The organism is Bifidobacterium sp. ESL0798, assembly GCF_029395415.1.
GTDB lineage: Bacteria > Actinomycetota > Actinomycetes > Actinomycetales > Bifidobacteriaceae > Bifidobacterium.
Window position 1 is genome coordinate 1,075,434 of sequence record NZ_CP113914.1, and the last position, 18,595, is coordinate 1,094,028.

Here is an 18,595-nt window from a genome sequence, read left to right on the forward strand (position 1 = left end):
CTTTGCAGCTGAGTGTCAAGTTGCGCTACACTACTAACAGGAATGTTTGCGGACATGCCGATTGGTATGTCCGCATTCTTTTTGGCGATGGATTGTCGTGATCGCATGTACCGCGGTCGCGCCGGTTCGTCCTTGACGGACGCAAGCCTTAGGTAAGTGGGAAAGGAAAGCAATGTCCTCTGCACGTATTCCGTTGGTGGCAGGCAATTGGAAGATGAATTTCGATCATTTGGAAGCCACGTATTTCGTGCAAAAACTCGCGTGGCTCCTGCGCGACGCCCACTTTGACTACAAACGCGTCGAAGTGGCGCTGATGCCCACCTTCACCTCGATTCGCAGTGTACAGGTCTTGGTCGAGGCCGACAAGCTCAAGATCAACTATGGCGCGCAGACCGTTTCGGTGACCAACCAGGGCGCGTTCACCGGTGACGTCAACGCTGACATGCTGGCCCAGCTCGGCTGCAAATACGTCATCGTCGGTCATTCCGAACGTCGTAAGTACCATCCGGAGGACGATGCCAACATCGTCGATCAGGTGCGTGCCGTGCTGACCGCTGGCATGCAGCCGATCCTGTGCGTGGGGGAGAGCATGGAGGAGCGCCGTAAGGGCATCGAGCTCGATTTCGCGGTCGGCCAGGTCCATGACGTCACCCGCGACCTTTCCGACGAAGAAGCGGCCAAACTGATCATCGCCTACGAACCCGTCTGGGCCATCGGCACCGGGCTGGTGGCGACTCCGGCCAGCGCCCAGGACGCGGCCAAGGCCATCCGCAGCAACCTTTATGAAACGTTCGGTTCCAAGGTCTCGGAAGCGGTACGCATCCTGTACGGCGGCTCGGTCAATTCGAAGAACGCAGTCGAGCTCATCAGCCAGCCTGATGTCGACGGCTTCCTCATCGGCGGTGCCTCGCTCGATGCGGATGAGCTTGCGAAGATCTGCCGCCTCACGCTGAAAACCGTGGCTTCTTCCCGTTGATCTACGTAAGCGTAATAGAACGTTTTCCGTACTTCGGGGTATACTAGATAATTAGTGTTTCGAACTGGAGGTTCAACTGTGTCGACAATGGCAATCGTCAAGCTGGTTCTGCAAATCATTCTTGTTGTCTTCAGCGTTCTGTTGACGCTGCTGATTCTCATGCACAAGGGCAAGGGGGGCGGCCTCTCCGATATGTTCGGCGGTGGTCTGACCCAGAACGCAGGTACTTCCGGCGTCGCGGAAAAGAACCTGAATCGTTGGACCATCATCATCGCCCTGCTCTGGGTCGCGATCATCATCGCGCTGGGTCTGATGACCAAGTTCAACCTGATCAAGTAATTTTTGTATTTGTATTGATGCGTTTCATGCTGGTTTATGAAACGCATTTTTTTATTGCGGGTTTTATGATTTTCCGGAATTCTTCTCATCAAGGAACAGATGTGACCGATGTTGATTTGTCGACTGGCGGCAAACTGTTGGTGGTCGATTTGGATTTGACCGTGCTATGCGGCGACGAATACGGTGAACGATGGCTTTCGCAGCGTAGCGAGAAAGCCTTTGCGACCGCCCGGCAAGTTGGCAATGTGGTGATGGTGGCAACGGCCAGACCCCCGATGACCGCCTTCGATCTGGTCCATCGTCTGGGCTCTTCGGCTTGTGCATACCATAACGGCGGTGTCGTCGATTTGGATTGCGAACATTCTTCGCTTCAGGAATTGGGCGATGACCAGAATACCGAGAATGGTAATATTGTGCGGTTTGGTGTCTCTGTCGAGCGTTGCGTAGAAGTCTGTCGCCAAATCTTGGCGCGGATTCCGAATCTTCGAATGGGCATCGAACTCAATGACACCCGCTATACCAATTTCGATTTGACCGATGTCTGGCCTTCTCAAGAGTATCGACTGACAGATTTCAATGATATGCCGGAGGGAATGGCCCAGAAGATAATGATGTTCCCGACAGATGAACAGCGGGAATCGGTAAGATCGTTGGTTCCGGATGACATGGCCTTGCTGATTTCCGAAGATGCCCTCTGGCTATTGATGAATCCCAGAGCCACAAAACGCAATGCGATGGATCTGGCCTGCCGGCACTTCGGTATACCGGTTTCGGATACTGTCGCGTTCGGTGATGATCTGATTGATATGGATTTGCTGGAATATGCAGGTTGCGGGGTCGCTGTCGCCAACGCCAAGCCGGAAGTCAAAGACATTGCTAGTGACCGCTGCCCGTCGAATAACGAAGATGGAGTGGCTCAGTGGATCGGAAACCATTTGTAGCCGATTAGCCGTTTCCAACGATATACGGCTTTTCGCAGAATATCAGAAACGGATAAAATTGGTAATAGAATATATGAGTTCGACAAACGAATGAAACGGAAATCCTCTTCTTAGTGTTCTGAAGTTTCAGGATACTTTTCGAGGATTCAGCATTCTGAAGCTCGAGATGTTCGGATGAAAAGGGAGCAGTTATATGGTCACGCAGCCTGAAGCGTATACGGTTGTCAAAGGGGAGGGGCTGCCCATCGTCATAGCCCACGGCATGGGTGTCGACCATCGCTCGCTGATGATGCTCGATGACGCGTTTCCTGCAGGGACGCAACGTATCTATGTGGATCTGCCGGGCTATGGGCGGACACCGGCCTTGTCTGGTATCGGTGGTCTGCCGGAGCTTGCCGAATGGTTCATGCATACCGTCAACGAATTGGTCGGCGACCATCAACGTTTTGCTCTTCTCGGCAATTCCATGGGAGGTGCGTTGGTACGTGACACGCTTTCACGCGAGCCCAAGCGTGTCGCCGGTCTGGCGCTGATTGCTCCTGTGGTCGATCCGGTGATGTCGCATCGTCGTTTGGCCGAGCATGTCATTGCGGACGCGAACCCGCAGCTGACCCAGAGCCTGCCGCAGGACAAGGTCATCGATTTCATCACCATGGGTGTCAACCAGTCCTTCGACGCCTGGCGTCGCTACCAGCGCTATATTCTTCCCGGAACCAAGCTCTGCGATCGTGAGGCCAACGCTCGACTTAGCAAACGTTACTGGCTCGACGGAGATCCGGAACAGCGCATGGGCACGTATACCGGTCCGACGCTCATCGTCACCGGCCAACAGGATCAGATTGTCGGCAACGAGGACCAAAAGGCCCTGCTTCCGCACTATCCCAATGCCGTCTACAAAATCATTGACCCATCCGGCCACAACATCCACATCGACCAGCCCGACGCCGTAAAATCACTCCTCGCTGAGTGGTCCAAGAAGCTATTAAATAGTTAGTTAAATTAGAATCAGGCTTTTCTATCAACTTCCACTACATTGTGGTTGCAACAGTATTTTTATATTCGCTGGCAGAAAGAGTCTCCTTTAGCATAAATAGAACCCCGGGGATATGCGTTGTTGTGGCGTAAGACACGGCCGAGCGGCCAAGGAGCGTCCACAACAATGTATATCCCCGGGGTTCTACGACTACCTGTTAAAGGGAATTAGCCAAAATCAGCCGTTGACGCGGTCGATACCGGCCTGGGTGTCGGAAAGTACCGAATCCCAGGAGGCGATGAACTTGGAGACGCCGTCGGCTTCGAGCTGATCGGTGACGTCCTTGATGTTGATGCCGAGGGCGGCGAGCTTGTCCATGATGGCCTGGCTCTCCTCATAGGTGCCGGCGATGCTGGGCTTGCCGTCGCCATGGTCGGCGAGGGCGTTCAGCGTCTTTTCGGGCATCGTGTTGACGACGTCAGGGGCCACGAGCTCGTCGACGTACTTGCAGTCGGAGTAGGCGGCGTTCTTGGTGCCGGTGGAAGCCCACAGCGGACGCTGCTTCTTGGCTCCCTTGGCCTCGAGTGCGGGCCAGCGAGGATCGGAAGCGAACTTCTCCTCATAGAGCTTGTAGGCGAGGCGGGCGTTGGCCACAGCGGCCTTGCCTTCCAGAGCCTTCGCTTCGTCGGAGCCGTTGGCTTCGAGCAGCTTGTCCACGGCGGTGTCGACGCGGGAGACGAAGAAGGAGGCGACCGAAGCCATGTGCTTCAGATCGTGGCCGTTCTTCGCGGCCTGCTCGAGACCGGAGATGTAGGCGTCGATGACCTGCTCATAGCGCTCGAGCGAGAAGATCAGCGTCACGTTGACGGAGATGCCCTTGGCAAGCGTGGCGGTGATGGCCGGCAGGCCTTCCAGAGTTGCCGGGATCTTGATCAAAGTGTTCGGACGATCGACCATCTTCCAAAGCAGCTCAGCCTGCTTCTCGGTGTTCTCGGTGTCGTGGGCCAGACGGGGATCGACCTCGATGGACACGCGGCCGTCGACGTAATCGGTCTTCTCGGCGACTTCGCGGAAGATATCGGTGGCGTTGCGCACATCGGTGGTGGTCAGTTCGCGAACGGCGTCTTCGACGTTGATGCGACCGAGTTCCTTGAGCTGTTCGTCATAAGGTCCGACCTGAGCCAGAGCCTTCTGGAAGATGGACGGATTGGTGGTCACGCCGACAACGTTCTTGTCCTTGATGAGTTCCTGCAGATTGCCGGAGGTGATACGGGTGCGATCGAGGTCATCAAGCCAGATCGAAACACCGGAATCACTGGTGCGCTGCGTTGCTTCTGTCATATTCTTATCTCCTTATTCCAATATCGGTATTGGAAAGATTTTATTTGTTGCAAGCGATGTGGCTGCTTACGATTCTTACGAGATTCATGAACAACCACATCGCTTATGCATCAAGAGGTGGAAACCTCAGGCGCGAGCTTCCTCGATGGAGGCTTCCGCAGCCTCGACCACATGCTCGGCGGTGATGCCGAGGTCGATCATGTTCTGCGCGCCGTCGCCCTGCAGGCCGAAGCGCTCGATGGAGACGGGCTTGCCGCAGCTGCCGAGGTACTTGTACCACGGCATGGCGATGCCGGCCTCGACGGAAACACGGGCACGAACGGACGCAGGAAGCACGGCTTCCTTGTAGTCCTCGTCCTGTTCCTCGAACCATTCCATGGACGGCATGGAGACCACGCGGGCCTTGATGTTCTTGCCGGCCAGCGTCTTGGCGGCCTCGACGGCCCACTGGACCTCGGAACCGGTGGCCATGATGATGACATCGGGCTCGCCGTCGGTATCGACGAGGACGTAAGCGCCCTTACGAACGCCGTCGTGCGCCTTCTCGGCGGTTTCGGCGAGCGTCGGCACACCCTGACGGGTCAGGATCATCGCGGTCGGCAGCGTGTTCTTCTTCTCGAAGAAGTAACGGTAGGCTTCGGCGGTCTCGAACTCGTCGGCAGGACGAACGACTTCCATATCGGGCATGGCGCGGAAGGCGGCCAGGTGCTCGATCGGCTGGTGGGTCGGGCCATCTTCGCCGAGGGCCACGGAATCGTGGGTCCAGACGTAGAGGTTCGGCAGCTTCATCAGCGCGGCGAGGCGCACGGCCGGACGCTCATAATCCGAGAACTGGAAGAACGTGCCGCCGTACGGACGGGTGTCGCTGCCAAGCAGGATGCCGTTGGTGATGGCGCCCATGGCGAACTCACGAACGCCGAAGTGCAGCTGACGGCCGTACTCGTTGGCCTCGGGCCAGGTGCGGGTCTCGTCAGCCTTCGGGCCGAAGGTGGCTGCGCCGTCGATATCGGTCTTGTTGGAGCCTGCGAGATCGGCGGAGCCGCCCCACAGTTCCGGCATGACCTTGGCAATGGCGTTCAACACCTGGCCAGAGGACTTGCGCGTTGCGGCCTGATCGCTGGCTGCGAAGCTCTTCTCGAGTTCGTCGATGGCCTCGTCGAAACCAACAGGGAGCTTGTGGGCCTTGATGCGGTCATAGAGCTTGGACTGCTCTGGGTTGGCCTTGCGCCAGGCGGCGAGCTTCTCGTCCCATTCCTTGTGTGCTTCGAGGCCGCGATCGGCGACCTTGCGAGCGTGGGCCAAAGCCTCTTCGTCGATCGGGAAGTCGACGGACGGGTCGAAACCGAGGACCTTCTTCAAGCCGGCAACCGCTTCGGTGCCGAGCTTGGAGCCGTGGGCGGATTCGTCGTTGGTCTTGCCCGGGGTCGGCCAGGCCATCAGGGTGTCGACCTTGATGAACTTCGGACGATCGGTGACCTTCTCGGCCTTGTCGAGCGCCGCGGCCAGAGCCTCGGTGTCTTCCTTGTAGGAGCCGTCGGGCTGGATGAAGCTGACTTCGTCGGTGTACCAGCCATAGGCCTCATAACGCTTGAGGATGTCTTCGGAGAAGGTGAGCTTGGTATCGCCTTCGATCTGGATATGGTTGGCGTCGAAGATCACGGTCAGGTTGCCGAGACCTTGGTTGCCGGCGAGCGAGGAAGCCTCGGAGGAGACGCCTTCCTCGACGTCGCCTTCGCCGCAGATGACCCAGACCTTGTGGTCGAAGGGCGAGGTGCCGGCCGGCGCGTTCGGGTCGAGCAGGCCGCGTTCGAAGCGCTGGCCGTAGGCGAAGCCGACAGCGGAGGCGAGACCCTGGCCGAGCGGGCCGGTGGTCATCTCAAGGCCCGGGGTCAGACCGACCTCAGGATGGCCCGGGGTACGCGTGTCGGCGCCGCCACGGAAATACTTGAGATCGTCGATGGTCAAGCCATAGCCGGAGAAGTAAAGCTGGACGTACTGCGTCAACGAGGCATGTCCGCCGGAGAGAATGAAGCGATCGCGGCCATCCCAGTGAGGATCGTTGGGATCGTGCTTGATGTAATGCTGATAAAGTGTGTAGGCAATCGGAGCCAGGGAGATGGGAGAGCCCGGGTGGCCGCTGCCAGCCCGCTCAACCGCGTCCGCGGAGAGCACCTTCGCCATCTTGACGGCGCGCTCGTCCAAATCCGACCATGTGAAATCGGTCATAGGTGTATACTTTCCTTCCAATATTTCGGGTGCCGCAAACGCGGCTTATTCCGCGCCGCAAAGCACCCTCACATTGCTCTTTCATGCTAACTTTAAGAGCCGACGAAAAGTAAGATTTTGAACGTCTTTGGTATGTTTTGTTATGTTAACGTTCACGTAAACAAAAATCTCCGAAATGCCGGAATACCCTGAGAGTGGAACAATTAGCACTCTCTGGTCAAGAGTGCTAATACTTTGCTATACTTATCAAAGAATTTGGTATCGCTTTGAGTATCGAAATGACCATGGAAGGAGGACCGATGGCACAGTCACGACGCATGCTGGTACTGAGGGCCGTGGTCGAGGATTATATCCGTTCGCAGGAGCCGGTCGGGTCGACCGCCTTGACGCGGGCGCACGATTTGGGAGTAAGCTCCGCGACCATACGAAACGACATGTCGGCCTTGGAGGAAGAGGGATACCTGATCCAGCCGCATACCTCGGCCGGACGCATCCCGACGGAACGTGGTTACCGTTATTTCGTCGACCGGCTCGCTTCTCTCGTTCCGCTTTCCGAGGCGCAGCGCCGAGGGATCACCACGTTTCTTTCGGGTTCGGTAAGCCTTTCCGACACCTTGCAGAGAGCCGCCCGTCTCTTGGCCAATATCACCGGCCAGGTCGCAGTGGTTTCGTCGCCGGCCCTCTCCAAATCAAAACTTCGTCATATCGAGATTGTCCCGCTGAACGCTGTCACCATGCTTGCCGTGATCATCACCGATTCCGGTTCGGTGGCTCAGCATACCTTTACTTTGAGGCAGTTGCCTGACACCGTCGCGTTGAACAGGTTCTCCGGACTCGTCAATGAGCAATGCATGGATATGCCGTTGGTGCAGGCCTCGCAGCACATCCGATCCATCGTCAAGGCGCCTGAATACAACTCGGTGCGTCCGCTGGGGGAGAGCCTGGCCAAAACCGTCGAATCCATGGCCCACGATGAAGGCACCGGGCAAATGTACATGGCCGGGACCTCGCAGCTGGCCCACCAGCAATCCCGCGTCGACCTTGCTCCGTTGTTCGACGCGCTGGAGGAACAGGTCGTCATCATGCATTTGATGAGTGACCTCAGCCAGGGAGACGGGGAAGTCGGTGTGGCCATCGGTTCCGAGACCAGAACGCCCGGGCTCATCCATGCTTCCGTGGTCTCTTCCGGCTATGGACGCAGCAAGACGGACGAGGTGTCGGATGCCGGCAACGGCTCCGGTAAGGATGAGGCGATGGAATCGATCTCACGTCCTGTCGCCTTTGTCGGCTCCATCGGCCCCACCCACATGGATTACGAGACGACCATCACGGCGGTGCGGGCCGTCGCCAGATATCTGACGGACCTGATAGCAAGCGATGAGACGGCTTAGTCTTCCAAGGCTTATGAAACAATGACTGGCAGAACGTAGCATAAATATCAATCGGTTATAGCAATACATTCGAGGAATTTCAGTGGCAGAAACAGATTATTACGAAGTGTTGGGCGTTTCCCGTGGCGCAAGCGACGAGGAGATCAAGAAGGCCTACCGCAAGATGAGCCGCAAATACCATCCCGACATCGCAGGCCCTCAGTTCGAGGAAAAATTCAAGGAAGTCAACAACGCCTACGAAGTGCTCAGGGACCCCGACAAGCGGCGCATGTATGATTCCGGCATCGATCCCAACGACCCGAATGCGGGCGCCGGCTTCTCCTCCGCAGGTTTCGGCGACATGGGCGACATTTTCGGGCAGTTCTTCGGCAATGCCTTCGGCGGTGGCGGGCAGGGCCCGATTCCCCGCACCCAGCCCGGACGCGATGCGCTTTCAAGCATCTCCATCGACCTCAAGACAGCGGTATTCGGCGGCACCGCGCATGTGAAGATCAATACGTTCGGGCTGTGCCCGAAATGCGGCGGGCAAGGAACGGCCAATGGCGAAAAGCCGATCACCTGCCCGGATTGCCGCGGTCAGGGCGTGCGTCAGCAGGTCAGACGAACGATGCTTGGACAGATGATGACGACGGTGCAATGCGAGCGTTGCGAAGGGCATGGCACCATCATCGAGCATCCGTGCCCGACATGCCTCGGACATGGCCGAATCCGCACCTCTCGCGAGGTCGGCGTCACCGTTCCCGCCGGCATCGAAGACAATACCCGCCTTCGCCTTGCCAATCAGGGTGAGGTCGGTGAAGGCGGCGGCGGCGCAGGGGACCTTTACATCGATATCCGCATCAAGCCGGACAAGCAGTTCACCCGCGAAGGCGACGATCTGCACTGCTGGATCCAGATCCCGATGAGTTGGGCCGTACTTGGCCATGACCTCGATATCGATACGTTCGACGGCAAACAGACCATCAGCATCCCCGAGGGTTGCCAGCCTGAAGAGACCGTTTCCATCAAGGGAATCGGTGTGGCGAAGATCCGCAAGCCCGAAGAGCGCGGCGATCTCATTGCACATGTCAGCGTGCACATTCCCACCAAGCTCAGTGACGGCGAACGTGATCTGATCGAGCAATTCGCACACAGCCACGACGCGCATGCCGGCAAGGTGAGCCAAAGCGCAAGGCCTGCCACCAACAGGAAAGGCTTCTTCGACAAGATCAAAGACGCCCTTCACTAACGGTTGTGTGCGGTTTCCCTGTGCCGTTCAGGACAGCAGGGAGCGGCACATCGCACGGTATTCGCTGACATAGCCGCCGCCGAAGAAGACGCAGTGCCCGGCAATCGGATAGAGCTGCCAGATGGTGATTCGATCCGGGAAGCCTTTTTTGAGCGGATGTGCCGATTCGTAGCCGTCGAGAATCTCGTCAAGATACGGCATACCGAAAAGATTGAGCATCGCGAGATCCTCTTCGCGGTGACCGCCGTGCGCGGCCGGATCGATCAGGACCGCCTCGGCCTGACCTGAATCGTCGGTCCACATCACGTTGCCGCTCCACAGATCGCCGTGCACCCGGGCCGGCTTGTCTTCGGCGGCAGGGCCGAGCAGATCCGGCAAGGCGTCGATGACTTCCTGCGTCATCTTCAGGTCGTTGTCGTTCAGTTCACCGCGTTCGATGCCGAGCCTGACCATGGGCAGCAGACGTCCTTCGCCCAGATAATCCACGGGATTCGTCCATTGGCCGGTGTCCATCGCCACAGGGTCCTGCAACGGCCCGAAATAGCATGTCCCGTCATAATCGGCCGGGGCCGAACCGAAATAGTCGGCGCCTGCGTCGTGCATATGCGCCAGCGCCGCACCGAAGTCATGCGCGGCCTTGGGTGTAGGGGAGCAGGAGTTCACCCGTTCGATATCGAGCCAGCCGTCACCCCAACCGTACACGTCGACCACACGCGGGCCGCCCTGGGATTGGGCCTCGCCCAGCCATTTGAGGCCTTTGCCTTCGCACTCGAAGAATCCCTTTGGCGCAAACGCCCTGCTCTTACGATATGTTGCCATGATGCCACCCCTTGTTCCGCCTTTAGCGGCTATACAGGAATCCTACCAGCTTGCGCACGATGGATTTATGGATTTCACCGGTTCGTGATTCGTCGCACGACGTCCGTCCCGCGCGCTCACGCGGTCCTGTGGTTTCGATTGTGTGAGCGATGTGAGACAATCCCATGCGAGGGCGCCCGAAGTTCCGAGATATTGGGTAATCTGAACACGTTAGACACGAACCCCCGCAAGACACTCACCATATCGATACGTGAATGTGGGCCGTTTCCCGGCGGGGATACGCACAAAGAGGGATTATGAATTTCTTCCAAGCCATCGTTCTGGGACTGGTCCAGGCGCTCACCGAATACCTTCCGGTGTCTTCAAGCGCGCATATCCGCATTGTCGGCGAGCTGATGCTTCATTCCGACCCGGGTGCCGCGTTCACCGCCATCATCCAGCTCGGCACCGAGCTTGCGGTCATCCTTTATTTCCGCCGTGATATCGCCAATATTCTGGCCCACTGGTTTTCCTGCCTGTTCGGCCATCGCGGCAAAGACTGGAAATCACGGCTTGGCAAAGGCGACCGTGATGCCACATTTGGCTGGTACATCATCATCGGCACCATTCCCATCCTCATCGCCGGCCTCCTCTTCCAGAAGGCCATCGAGACCACGCTGCGCAATCTGTGGATCACCGTCACGGTGCTTCTGCTTTTCGGCATCCTTCTGTGGGTCGTTGACGCGCGATTCCCCGAACGCAAGACCGTTCGCGAGATGAATTGGAAAGACGCCCTGCTTTTCGGCGTCGGCCAGATGCTGGCGCTGATTCCCGGCGTCTCCCGTTCCGGCGGCACCATCACCTTCGGCCGTGCGATGGGCTATACGCGCGAGGATGCCGTGCGTGTGAGCTTTATCATGGCCATTCCCGCTGTATTCGGCTCCGGCGTCCTTGAAGCTCTCAAAGCGGTCGAGGATTACAAAAGCGAGCCGAACTTCCCGGGATGGGGTGCGACATTGGCCGCCATGGTGGTCAGCTTCCTGGTCGGCTATTTCGTGATCATCGCGTTCCTGAAATTCGTTTCGACGTTCTCGTACAAGGCATTCGCCGTCTACCGCATCATCATCGCCGTCGTGGTCGCGATTCTTTTGATTGCCGGCGTGCTTCAGGCCTCTCCTGTTGCGGCAGAGGCCGTTTCTTCCCTGATTGCGCCGATGGCTGCTCTGATTTGATCTGCCCGATGGGCTTGAGTGAGCTAATACTAACAAATGCAAAGTGGCCTGCCGATCCCAAGTTCGGCAGGCCACTTTGCATTTGAATGATCTGGCGGTTATCGGCCTACAAGTAATTCGAATATCCGTTGAGCGTGATATTCAGTCTTGGATGTGCGAAAGGAATTCCTCGGCCTCCTGGGCTATCGCGTCGCCGCGTGAAACCGTGCCGTCGCCCAACTTGTCGAGCTGCTGGTCAAGGTCGTATTTGGATTCAAGATGGTGGATATAGAACTTCAGGTCGTCGTTGCAATTGGCAAGGACGTCGGCCTGCGCCTTCCATGTCACACATTGCTGCGGCAGGGTTCCGGCATCGAGCTCGACGCCGAGTATCTGCGAAAGCCTCTGCAACAACTGCAACGAGCCTTGCGGGCATTCGTCCCCGGCCAGATATTGGGGTACGGAGACCCACATCGAATTGGTGCTGAACCCTTCCTGCTCGGCGAACATGTCGAGCACCGTGGGGATGCCGACCGGACCGTCGTAGGGGTTACCACCTTTGCTGTGTCTCTCGGAGTCTTTGACGGCACCTCCGCGAATGCTTGATTCGCCGCGTCGCAACGCTGATTCTTCGATGGGCAGTGGGCGGGTGTGCGGGCAGTCGGCGAACATCGATCCCAGAGTCACGATTTCGCTGATATCGAGTTCATCGGCGATACGCAGGGAGTGACGGCAATAATCGATCCAGCGGTAATTGGGTTCGGGGGCTATCTGGGCATAGATACGGGTTTCGGGTGCAACCGTGATTTCGTAGAAGGTCGTTTGCGGCCAGACGATACGGGCCTGACCGGTGATGTGGCAGATCATCGGACGCGCGGACTGCAGGTCGTAATAGCTGTCGGTGCGGATATGCCTGATTTCGCGTGATTCATATGTGGCCACGAGATGCCGGATCACGTTGGTGGCTGCCTGGCTGGCGTCGTTCCACCCCTCGAAAGCGCAGACCATCATAGGCTTCGTTGTTTTCGCATCAATTGTCATGAATCCTAATGTAGTTGGTGGAAACCTTGGAATTTGAGGGCTTAAGCCATCGGTGAATGACTTTCATCTACGGGAGTAGAAACAGACATTGCCACAGACCGTATTGAGGTGACCAATTATCCTGCAGAACATTGATATTCCGCGGCGACACGCAGCCATTTGTAAAATCGGGCAAGAGCATATATAGTTATCTCTCGTGCTTCGGTGGAGAAATCCACTGAGACTTTGCGGACATAGCTTAGTTGGTAAAGCGCGACCTTGCCAAGGTCGAGAGCGCGGGTCCGAGTCCCGTTGTCCGCTCTAGGTCCGAGGAGTTGTACACGACCTTACGGTGGGTTAGCCAATCGGTTAGGCAGCGGCCTGCAAAGCCGTATAGACGAGTTCGACTCTCGTACCCACCTCGGAAGAGGAAACCTTTGGTTTCCGAATCCAAACAACCTGGGCGGTTGGCGCAGAGGCTAGCGCACTTCCCTGACACGGAAGGGGTCACAAGTTCGAATCTTGTATCGCCCACAAGGACCGGAGGAAACTCCGGTTTTTGTTTCATAATTCAAAGTAATCGGGTGATTAGCGCAGCGGTTAGCGCACTTCCCTCACACGGAAGGGGTCGCTGGTTCGATTCCAGCATCACCCACAGTTTTCTTACGAGTCAGCATTTTATGCTCGTTCTTTCAATTATTCTGTCGCTGTTTGATGTCGTGGTCTGACATCATTTTTGATTCGCATCGCCATGAATGGCATATCACAGGTCCTCTGATATGCAGATATCGTTCATTGCCTGCCGCTATCATTGGATTTCCGAGCATTAGATATATTGCGAAAATAATTTGGGAGATCGAATGGCAAGTGATTCCGTAAAGACCGCGTTGTTGGCGAATGTCGGAGTGGCGGTCGCCAAAGGGCTTGCGGCCGCGTTCACCGGCTCGTCGGCCATGCTGAGCGAGGCGGTGCATTCCGTGGCCGATTGCGCCAATGAACTGGTGCTTATGGTGGGCGGCAGGGCTGCTGCGAAGTCGGACCGGGACCATCCTTTCGGTCTTTACCGGGCCAAATACCTTGCCTCGTTTCTCGTGGCGACCCTGCTGTTCTTCGTGGGCGGATGGTTCTCGTCGTCACAGAGCTTCGGAAAGCTTGTCGGGCTTGCCAACGGCTCGCTGCCGAGAGACGTCGAATCAATCGAGTTGCTGGCCTCTTTGGCGGTTATCGTCATTTCGGCGTGCTTGGAAGGCTATGGCCTGCATACCTCGATTCGTGAAGCCCGAGAGCGCATGGAGACGCTGAAGATCGGCGACATCAATCTGTTCGCGTTCTGGCGAAAGACCAAAAGCGCCGAGCTCGCTTCGGTGATGATGGAAGACACGCTGGCTCTCGTGGGATTGGTATTCGCCGGCTTGGGCATCGCCCTGGCGCTGGTTACCGGTGATGAGATCTGGGATGCCGTAGGCGGCATGTGCGTCGGCGTCATCCTTATCGTCGGAGCCGTGGCGCTCGGGTTCAAATCGGGTTCGTTGCTTATCGGAGAGGCGGTGGAGCCTGTGATGGTCTCACGCATTCGAGATGCCGTGGAGCAGACAAGCGGGGTGGACCGGCTGATCAACATGCAGGCCATGCATATGGCCGAAGACGATATCCTGCTATGTCTTAAGGTGCAGACGTCCAAACTCGACCGTGACTACGATGTCGAAACCGTCAACAAGATCGAATCCGCAGTGCGTCAAGCATTGCCTTTCTACCGTTTCGAAATCTACGTGGAACCTGATCTGTACCGAAAGCCCGATGGCGAGTGACCTATTCTTTCAACCCGCCGAAAGTTGCAACAATCCGATCTTTCCGGTATATTTCTTGATTGTTGTCTTTTGCGGACATAGCTTAGTTGGTAAAGCGCGACCTTGCCAAGGTCGAGAGCGCGGGTCCGAGTCCCGTTGTCCGCTCTCATTCCCTCCCATCACGGCAGTGCCAACGAATCTCAATAATATTTTAGATACTAATTGTTGTTCTTTATCAATCTTGACTGGGGTTGGCAGATATGCCTTGTTCGGGCGTAGGCTTGGCCGAACGGCCTTGAGTGTCCCGAATAAGGTATATCTGTCAACCCCTGCACAGTAAGAATCCTTAAACATATATTGCTTTTAGTCTCATGTCGGGCATAACCAATATCGTTGTCACTGTTGAATTACCGTCCAGGTCTGCCCCTAGTAACGCGGACCCTGAAAGCAAAGGACACCTACCATGGCTGAACAAACCATCTCCATCACACTCAACGGAAGCGCAAAGGAGGTGGAAGCCACCAAGACCGGCACCGATCTCTTTGCCGATGACAAGAACATCATCGCCGTACGTCTCAACGGCAAGCCTCGTGACCTTTACACCCCGCTTCATGACGGCGACACCGTCGAACCCATCGCTCTGGACAGCGAGGACGGCCTGGCGATCATGCGCCATTCCGCCACCCATGTCATGGCGCAGGCCGTCCAGGAGATTCGACCGGATGCCAAGCTCGGCATCGGCCCGGCCATCGAAAACGGCTTCTACTATGATTTCGACGTCGACAAGCCCTTCACTCCCGATGACTTGAAGGAAATCGACAAGCGCATGAAGCGCATCATCAAGTCCTCGCAGTCGTTCCGCCGCCGTGTGGTCAGCGAGGACGAGGCAAAGGCCGAGGAAGCCGCCCAGCCTTACAAGCTCGAGCTCATCGGCAAGAAGAAGGAAGACATCGACGAAACCGTCGGCACCGAGGTGCCGAATCAGGGCGAAATCACGATGTACGACAATCTTGACCGTGACGGCAATATCGTCTGGAAAGACCTCTGCCAAGGGCCGCACCTGTCCAATACCCGCTATATCAAGGCATTCAAGCTGGAACGTACCGCCGCCGCCTACTGGCTCGGCGACGAGCACAATCCGTCGATGCAGCGTATCTATGGCACGGCCTGGGCTTCCAAGGAAGATCTCAAGGCCTATCAGACCCGCATGGAGGAGGCCGCCAAGCGCGACCATCGCAAGCTGGGCGCTGAAATGGACCTCTTCTCCTTCCCGGAGGAGATCGGACCCGGCCTGGCCGTCTTCCACCCGAAGGGCGGCGCGATCATCAACGCCATGGAGGATTACTCCCGTGAGATGCACCGCAAGGCCGGCTACAGCTTCGTGCAGACCCCGCACATCACCAAGGGCGGCCTCTACGAGACCAGCGGCCACCTGCAGTGGTACAAGGACGGCATGTTCCCGCCGATGCACCTCGACGAGGAGAGCGACGAGAACGGCAACGTCACCAAGCAGGGCTTCGACTACTACCTGAAGCCCATGAACTGCCCGATGCACAACCTCATCTTCAAGTCCCGCCAGCGCTCTTACAAGGAGCTGCCGCTGCGCCTCTTCGAGTTCGGCACCGTCTACCGCTACGAGAAGAGCGGCGAGGTCCACGGGCTGACCCGCGTGCGCGGCTTGACGCAGGACGATTCCCATATCTACTGCACCCGTGAGCAGATGAAGGACGAGTTGAAGTCCATCCTCAACTTCGTGCTGAAGGTCCTGAAGGACTTCGGCCTGAACGACTTCTACCTTGAGCTTTCCACCAAGGACGAGAAGAAGTTCGTCGGAAGCGACGAGATCTGGACCGAGGCTACCGAGACGTTGCGTGAGGTCGCCGAGGAATCCAAGCTCGAGCTCGTCGCCGATCCGGGCGGGGCCGCTTTCTACGGACCGAAGATCTCCGTGCAGGCCCGTGACGCCATTGGCCGCACCTGGCAGGTCTCGACCATCCAGCTCGACTTCAACCTGCCCGAGCGCTTCAAGCTCGAGTACATCGCGAAGGACGGCACCCACCAGCGCCCGGTGATGATTCACCGCGCCCTATTCGGTTCCATCGAGCGTTTCTTCGCCATCCTGCTCGAGCATTATGCCGGCGCCTTCCCGGTCTGGCTGGCCCCGGTCCAGGTCACGGGCATTCCTGTGGCCGACGAGTTCGCGCCTCATCTGCGCAAGTTCATCGATTCCCTGACGCAGGAGACCGTGCGCTGCGAGATGGACACTTCCGACGACCGCTTCGGCAAGAAGATCCGCAATGCCTCGAAGTCGAAGGTTCCCTTCACTCTGATCGTCGGCGAGGATGACGTCAACAAGAACGCGGTGAGCTTCCGCTTCCGCGACGGCAGCCAGCTCAACGGCGTGCCGGTCGAGACGGCCAAGGCCGATATCCTGAAGGTCATCAAGTCCCGTGCCCAGGTCAACAACGCCGATGATTTCGCAGAAGCGACGAAGTAAGAAAACCTGCCCCAAGGAAAAGCTAAAGCATGCTTGAGAAACTACGACCACCGTTCAAACGCCTCATCGCCCCGATAGCAAAGCTGTTGGTGGCGGTGGGTCTGACGGCAAACGCAGTGACCGTTATCGGGGCAGTCGGTACGATTCTCGTGGCCATTGCCACGGGAATCACCGGCTGGCTCATCCCAGGTTCCATACTGCTGGCCATTCTTGCGGCGTTCGATTCATTGGACGGATCGGTGGCGGCGTTGACCACGGGAGGCACCAAATTCGGAGCTTTCCTGGATTCGACGCTCGACCGCATTGCCGATTGGGCGGTTTTGGTCGCGGTCGTGTTGTATTTCCTGCTGCATGGTGGTATGTCAATAGCCTCCGGCACCGTCGACATGGACGATGTGATCGGTTGGGTAGGCGTCGGTGCATCGATGTATGCAATGATGACTTCATTCGTGACTTCCTACGCCCGTGCCCGAGCGGAATCGGTAGGGTATGAGGCCAAAAACGGCATCGCCACCAGAAGCGACCGCCTGGTCATCATCCTTGTCGGCATGCTCCTGAGTGGCATCTTCAGCGATCCACGATGGCTTATGGCTTTTATCGTCATTCTCGCCGTGCTGGGGACGATTACCGTGTTCCAGCGTATTCTCGAAGTACGCCGGCAGATGAAGACCGACGGCGCCATCTGACCGTTTCGCAAAGCCTGCCTCATATCGTTGTCGTAATGATACGAGACGGGCTTTCGCGTATAAGTAAGCTTGATTTACTTGTACAAGCCCGAAACTCATGAATCGATTGAACCGATTATCTTCAAGATTTCCGAAAGACCGATTACCGATATGTTTGATAATTTTCTGATATTTCTCGCCAAGCATCCGCGTGTTGTCCCTGAACCATTGCTGCGCGGTCTCTTTTTGTTTGCGGCGGACGTTTGCTGGCTGCTGCATGTCGGGGGGAGTGGGACAGCTCGAACGCAACCTGTGTCATGTTCTCGAATCACGGGACGGTTCGGTTTCAAAAAAGGGCCTCCGCAAAGCCAGTCTCCAAGGCATGCGTTCCTATTTCACCTATTTCGCAGAAGCGATGACCGTTGACGGTCAATCCGATGAACGGCTTCTTGCACGCGCTCGGCCAATCGGACCAGGACTGCCGATTTGCAAGGAACTGGTACACGATAATCCAGGAAGCGCTCCCATGGCCATTAGCCATCAGGGAAATTGGGATTACGAAGGATTCCTTGCGGCCAACGTGCTTGCGCCGGTAACGGTAACCGCGGAACGGCTGAAAAACGAGAAACTGCTCAACACCTTTATCGAGATCCGCAAGCGCATGGATATCACCGTCTTGCTTACCGGCCAACCGCATCTGATCGAAAAACTCGAGGATGCCCTTTCCAAGCCGCACGTCTTGGTGCCTCTGCTTGCCGACCGTGACTTGAGCCGGTACGGTGAATTTGTGCATGCCTTCGGCTCCACCATCAGGGTGGCGCGGGGGCCGGCGACGCTGGCTCTCGATACCGGCAAGCCGCTGTTCGTGGTCAATATGTTCCGCGAGAGGCTTCACGGCGAGGCACGACGCAAAGCGGGCATCGGCTATGGTTACGTCGTCGATCTCAGCGCTCCGATCGATATCGCTCAGTTCCGCGGTCTGCCTCGTGAAGAGGCCATTCACGCCATCAGTCAGGCATGGGTGGACGTGTGGAGCCGTGATATTGCTGCGCATCCCGAGGATTGGCACATGCTGCAGCCGATTTTCGTCGAGGATTTGGATATGTCCCGACTCAAGGATGTACCCGATGACGTGTTGGCCGAACTCAGACAGATCAATGCAGACGATAACACCAAGTCCATCGGAAAGTGATTATTGTCTC

The 18,595-nt window shown here is 57.1% G+C and carries 15 protein-coding genes and 5 tRNA genes; 16 read left to right on the top strand and 4 right to left on the bottom strand.

What is annotated here, in order from left to right:
• Positions 1-172 precede the first annotated feature (172 nt).
• The 4 genes from tpiA (at position 173) to OZX74_RS04530 (ending at position 3,250) form a co-directional block, all read left to right on the top strand.
• The gene (tpiA, locus tag OZX74_RS04515) at positions 173-976 is read left to right on the top strand and encodes a triose-phosphate isomerase (protein ID WP_277157327.1); all 804 of its coding nucleotides are present in this window, start codon (positions 173-175) and stop codon (positions 974-976) included.
• 87 nt (positions 977-1,063) lie between these two features.
• Positions 1,064-1,315, top strand: a complete 252-nt coding sequence (secG, locus tag OZX74_RS04520) for a preprotein translocase subunit SecG (protein ID WP_277146709.1) — start codon at positions 1,064-1,066, stop codon at positions 1,313-1,315.
• 26 nt (positions 1,316-1,341) lie between these two features.
• On the top strand, positions 1,342-2,256 hold the full coding sequence (locus OZX74_RS04525; protein WP_277157328.1) for an HAD hydrolase family protein: 915 nt from the start codon (positions 1,342-1,344) through the stop codon (positions 2,254-2,256).
• Between the two features lie 193 nt (positions 2,257-2,449).
• Positions 2,450-3,250: an alpha/beta hydrolase gene (locus OZX74_RS04530; RefSeq protein ID WP_277157329.1), complete on the top strand. Its 801-nt coding sequence runs from the start codon at positions 2,450-2,452 to the stop codon at positions 3,248-3,250.
• 216 nt (positions 3,251-3,466) lie between these two features.
• Here the strand turns inward: OZX74_RS04530 and tal are convergent, their stop codons facing one another.
• Positions 3,467-4,570 carry a transaldolase gene (tal, locus tag OZX74_RS04535; RefSeq protein ID WP_277157330.1) on the bottom strand — a complete coding sequence of 368 codons (1,104 nt, stop codon included), beginning with the start codon at positions 4,568-4,570 and terminating at the stop codon, positions 3,467-3,469.
• A 126-nt stretch (positions 4,571-4,696) separates the two neighbouring features.
• The gene (tkt, locus tag OZX74_RS04540) at positions 4,697-6,796 is read right to left on the bottom strand and encodes a transketolase (protein ID WP_277157331.1); all 2,100 of its coding nucleotides are present in this window, start codon (positions 6,794-6,796) and stop codon (positions 4,697-4,699) included.
• Positions 6,797-7,095: 299 nt separating this feature from the next.
• Between tkt and hrcA the strand changes: the two genes are divergently transcribed.
• A complete protein-coding gene (hrcA, locus tag OZX74_RS04545; RefSeq protein ID WP_277157332.1) occupies positions 7,096-8,187 on the top strand; it encodes a heat-inducible transcriptional repressor HrcA in 1,092 nt (363 codons plus the stop codon).
• Positions 8,188-8,269: 82 nt separating this feature from the next.
• Positions 8,270-9,415 carry a molecular chaperone DnaJ gene (dnaJ, locus tag OZX74_RS04550; RefSeq protein WP_277157333.1) on the top strand — a complete coding sequence of 382 codons (1,146 nt, stop codon included), beginning with the start codon at positions 8,270-8,272 and terminating at the stop codon, positions 9,413-9,415.
• A 27-nt stretch (positions 9,416-9,442) separates the two neighbouring features.
• On the opposite strand, the gene OZX74_RS04555 is transcribed toward dnaJ, so the two are convergent.
• Positions 9,443-10,234: a fructosamine kinase family protein gene (locus tag OZX74_RS04555; RefSeq protein WP_277157334.1), complete on the bottom strand. Its 792-nt coding sequence runs from the start codon at positions 10,232-10,234 to the stop codon at positions 9,443-9,445.
• A 296-nt stretch (positions 10,235-10,530) separates the two neighbouring features.
• Here OZX74_RS04555 and uppP point away from each other — a divergent pair, with 296 nt between their 5' ends.
• Positions 10,531-11,445: an undecaprenyl-diphosphatase UppP gene (gene uppP / locus OZX74_RS04560; RefSeq protein WP_277157335.1), complete on the top strand. Its 915-nt coding sequence runs from the start codon at positions 10,531-10,533 to the stop codon at positions 11,443-11,445.
• 141 nt (positions 11,446-11,586) lie between these two features.
• Here the strand turns inward: uppP and OZX74_RS04565 are convergent, their stop codons facing one another.
• The gene (locus OZX74_RS04565) at positions 11,587-12,465 is read right to left on the bottom strand and encodes a PAC2 family protein (RefSeq protein ID WP_277157336.1); all 879 of its coding nucleotides are present in this window, start codon (positions 12,463-12,465) and stop codon (positions 11,587-11,589) included.
• Between the two features lie 227 nt (positions 12,466-12,692).
• On the opposite strand from OZX74_RS04565, the gene OZX74_RS04570 reads away from it, so the two are divergent.
• The 9 genes from OZX74_RS04570 to OZX74_RS04610 all read left to right on the top strand — a co-directional run bounded on the left by OZX74_RS04570 (position 12,693) and on the right by OZX74_RS04610 (position 18,585).
• Positions 12,693-12,765 (top strand) — tRNA-Gly (locus OZX74_RS04570).
• A gap of 30 nt (positions 12,766-12,795) precedes the next feature.
• A tRNA-Cys gene (locus OZX74_RS04575) sits at positions 12,796-12,866 on the top strand.
• 39 nt (positions 12,867-12,905) lie between these two features.
• A tRNA-Val gene (locus OZX74_RS04580) sits at positions 12,906-12,978 on the top strand.
• A 48-nt stretch (positions 12,979-13,026) separates the two neighbouring features.
• Positions 13,027-13,099 (top strand) — tRNA-Val (locus OZX74_RS04585).
• A gap of 205 nt (positions 13,100-13,304) precedes the next feature.
• A complete protein-coding gene (locus OZX74_RS04590; RefSeq protein WP_277157337.1) occupies positions 13,305-14,252 on the top strand; it encodes a cation diffusion facilitator family transporter in 948 nt (315 codons plus the stop codon).
• 71 nt (positions 14,253-14,323) lie between these two features.
• Positions 14,324-14,396: transfer RNA gene (locus OZX74_RS04595), tRNA-Gly, on the top strand.
• Between the two features lie 298 nt (positions 14,397-14,694).
• On the top strand, positions 14,695-16,728 hold the full coding sequence (gene thrS / locus OZX74_RS04600; protein WP_277157338.1) for a threonine--tRNA ligase: 2,034 nt from the start codon (positions 14,695-14,697) through the stop codon (positions 16,726-16,728).
• Positions 16,729-16,757: 29 nt separating this feature from the next.
• On the top strand, positions 16,758-17,414 hold the full coding sequence (locus OZX74_RS04605; RefSeq protein WP_277157339.1) for a CDP-alcohol phosphatidyltransferase family protein: 657 nt from the start codon (positions 16,758-16,760) through the stop codon (positions 17,412-17,414).
• Positions 17,415-17,670: 256 nt separating this feature from the next.
• Positions 17,671-18,585 (top strand): phosphatidylinositol mannoside acyltransferase, encoded by a 915-nt coding sequence (locus OZX74_RS04610; protein ID WP_277157340.1) that lies wholly within the window; start codon positions 17,671-17,673, stop codon positions 18,583-18,585.
• The last annotated feature ends 10 nt before the right edge of the window (positions 18,586-18,595 follow it).

Excerpts from the sequence above, each read along its gene's own strand:
- tpiA (WP_277157327.1), top strand. The coding sequence starts at position 173 with ATGTCCTCTGCACGTATTCCGTTGGTGGCAGGCAATTGGAAGATGAAT.
- secG (WP_277146709.1), top strand. The coding sequence starts at position 1,064 with ATGGCAATCGTCAAGCTGGTTCTGCAAATCATTCTTGTTGTCTTCAGC.
- OZX74_RS04525 (WP_277157328.1), top strand. The coding sequence starts at position 1,342 with ATGCTGGTTTATGAAACGCATTTTTTTATTGCGGGTTTTATGATTTTC.
- OZX74_RS04530 (WP_277157329.1), top strand. The coding sequence starts at position 2,450 with ATGGTCACGCAGCCTGAAGCGTATACGGTTGTCAAAGGGGAGGGGCTG.
- tal (WP_277157330.1), bottom strand. The coding sequence starts at position 4,570 with ATGACAGAAGCAACGCAGCGCACCAGTGATTCCGGTGTTTCGATCTGG.
- tkt (WP_277157331.1), bottom strand. The coding sequence starts at position 6,796 with ATGACCGATTTCACATGGTCGGATTTGGACGAGCGCGCCGTCAAGATG.
- hrcA (WP_277157332.1), top strand. The coding sequence starts at position 7,096 with ATGGCACAGTCACGACGCATGCTGGTACTGAGGGCCGTGGTCGAGGAT.
- OZX74_RS04555 (WP_277157334.1), bottom strand. The coding sequence starts at position 10,234 with ATGGCAACATATCGTAAGAGCAGGGCGTTTGCGCCAAAGGGATTCTTC.
- uppP (WP_277157335.1), top strand. The coding sequence starts at position 10,531 with ATGAATTTCTTCCAAGCCATCGTTCTGGGACTGGTCCAGGCGCTCACC.
- OZX74_RS04565 (WP_277157336.1), bottom strand. The coding sequence starts at position 12,465 with ATGACAATTGATGCGAAAACAACGAAGCCTATGATGGTCTGCGCTTTC.
- OZX74_RS04590 (WP_277157337.1), top strand. The coding sequence starts at position 13,305 with ATGGCAAGTGATTCCGTAAAGACCGCGTTGTTGGCGAATGTCGGAGTG.
- thrS (WP_277157338.1), top strand. The coding sequence starts at position 14,695 with ATGGCTGAACAAACCATCTCCATCACACTCAACGGAAGCGCAAAGGAG.
- OZX74_RS04605 (WP_277157339.1), top strand. The coding sequence starts at position 16,758 with ATGCTTGAGAAACTACGACCACCGTTCAAACGCCTCATCGCCCCGATA.
- OZX74_RS04610 (WP_277157340.1), top strand. The coding sequence starts at position 17,671 with ATGTCGGGGGGAGTGGGACAGCTCGAACGCAACCTGTGTCATGTTCTC.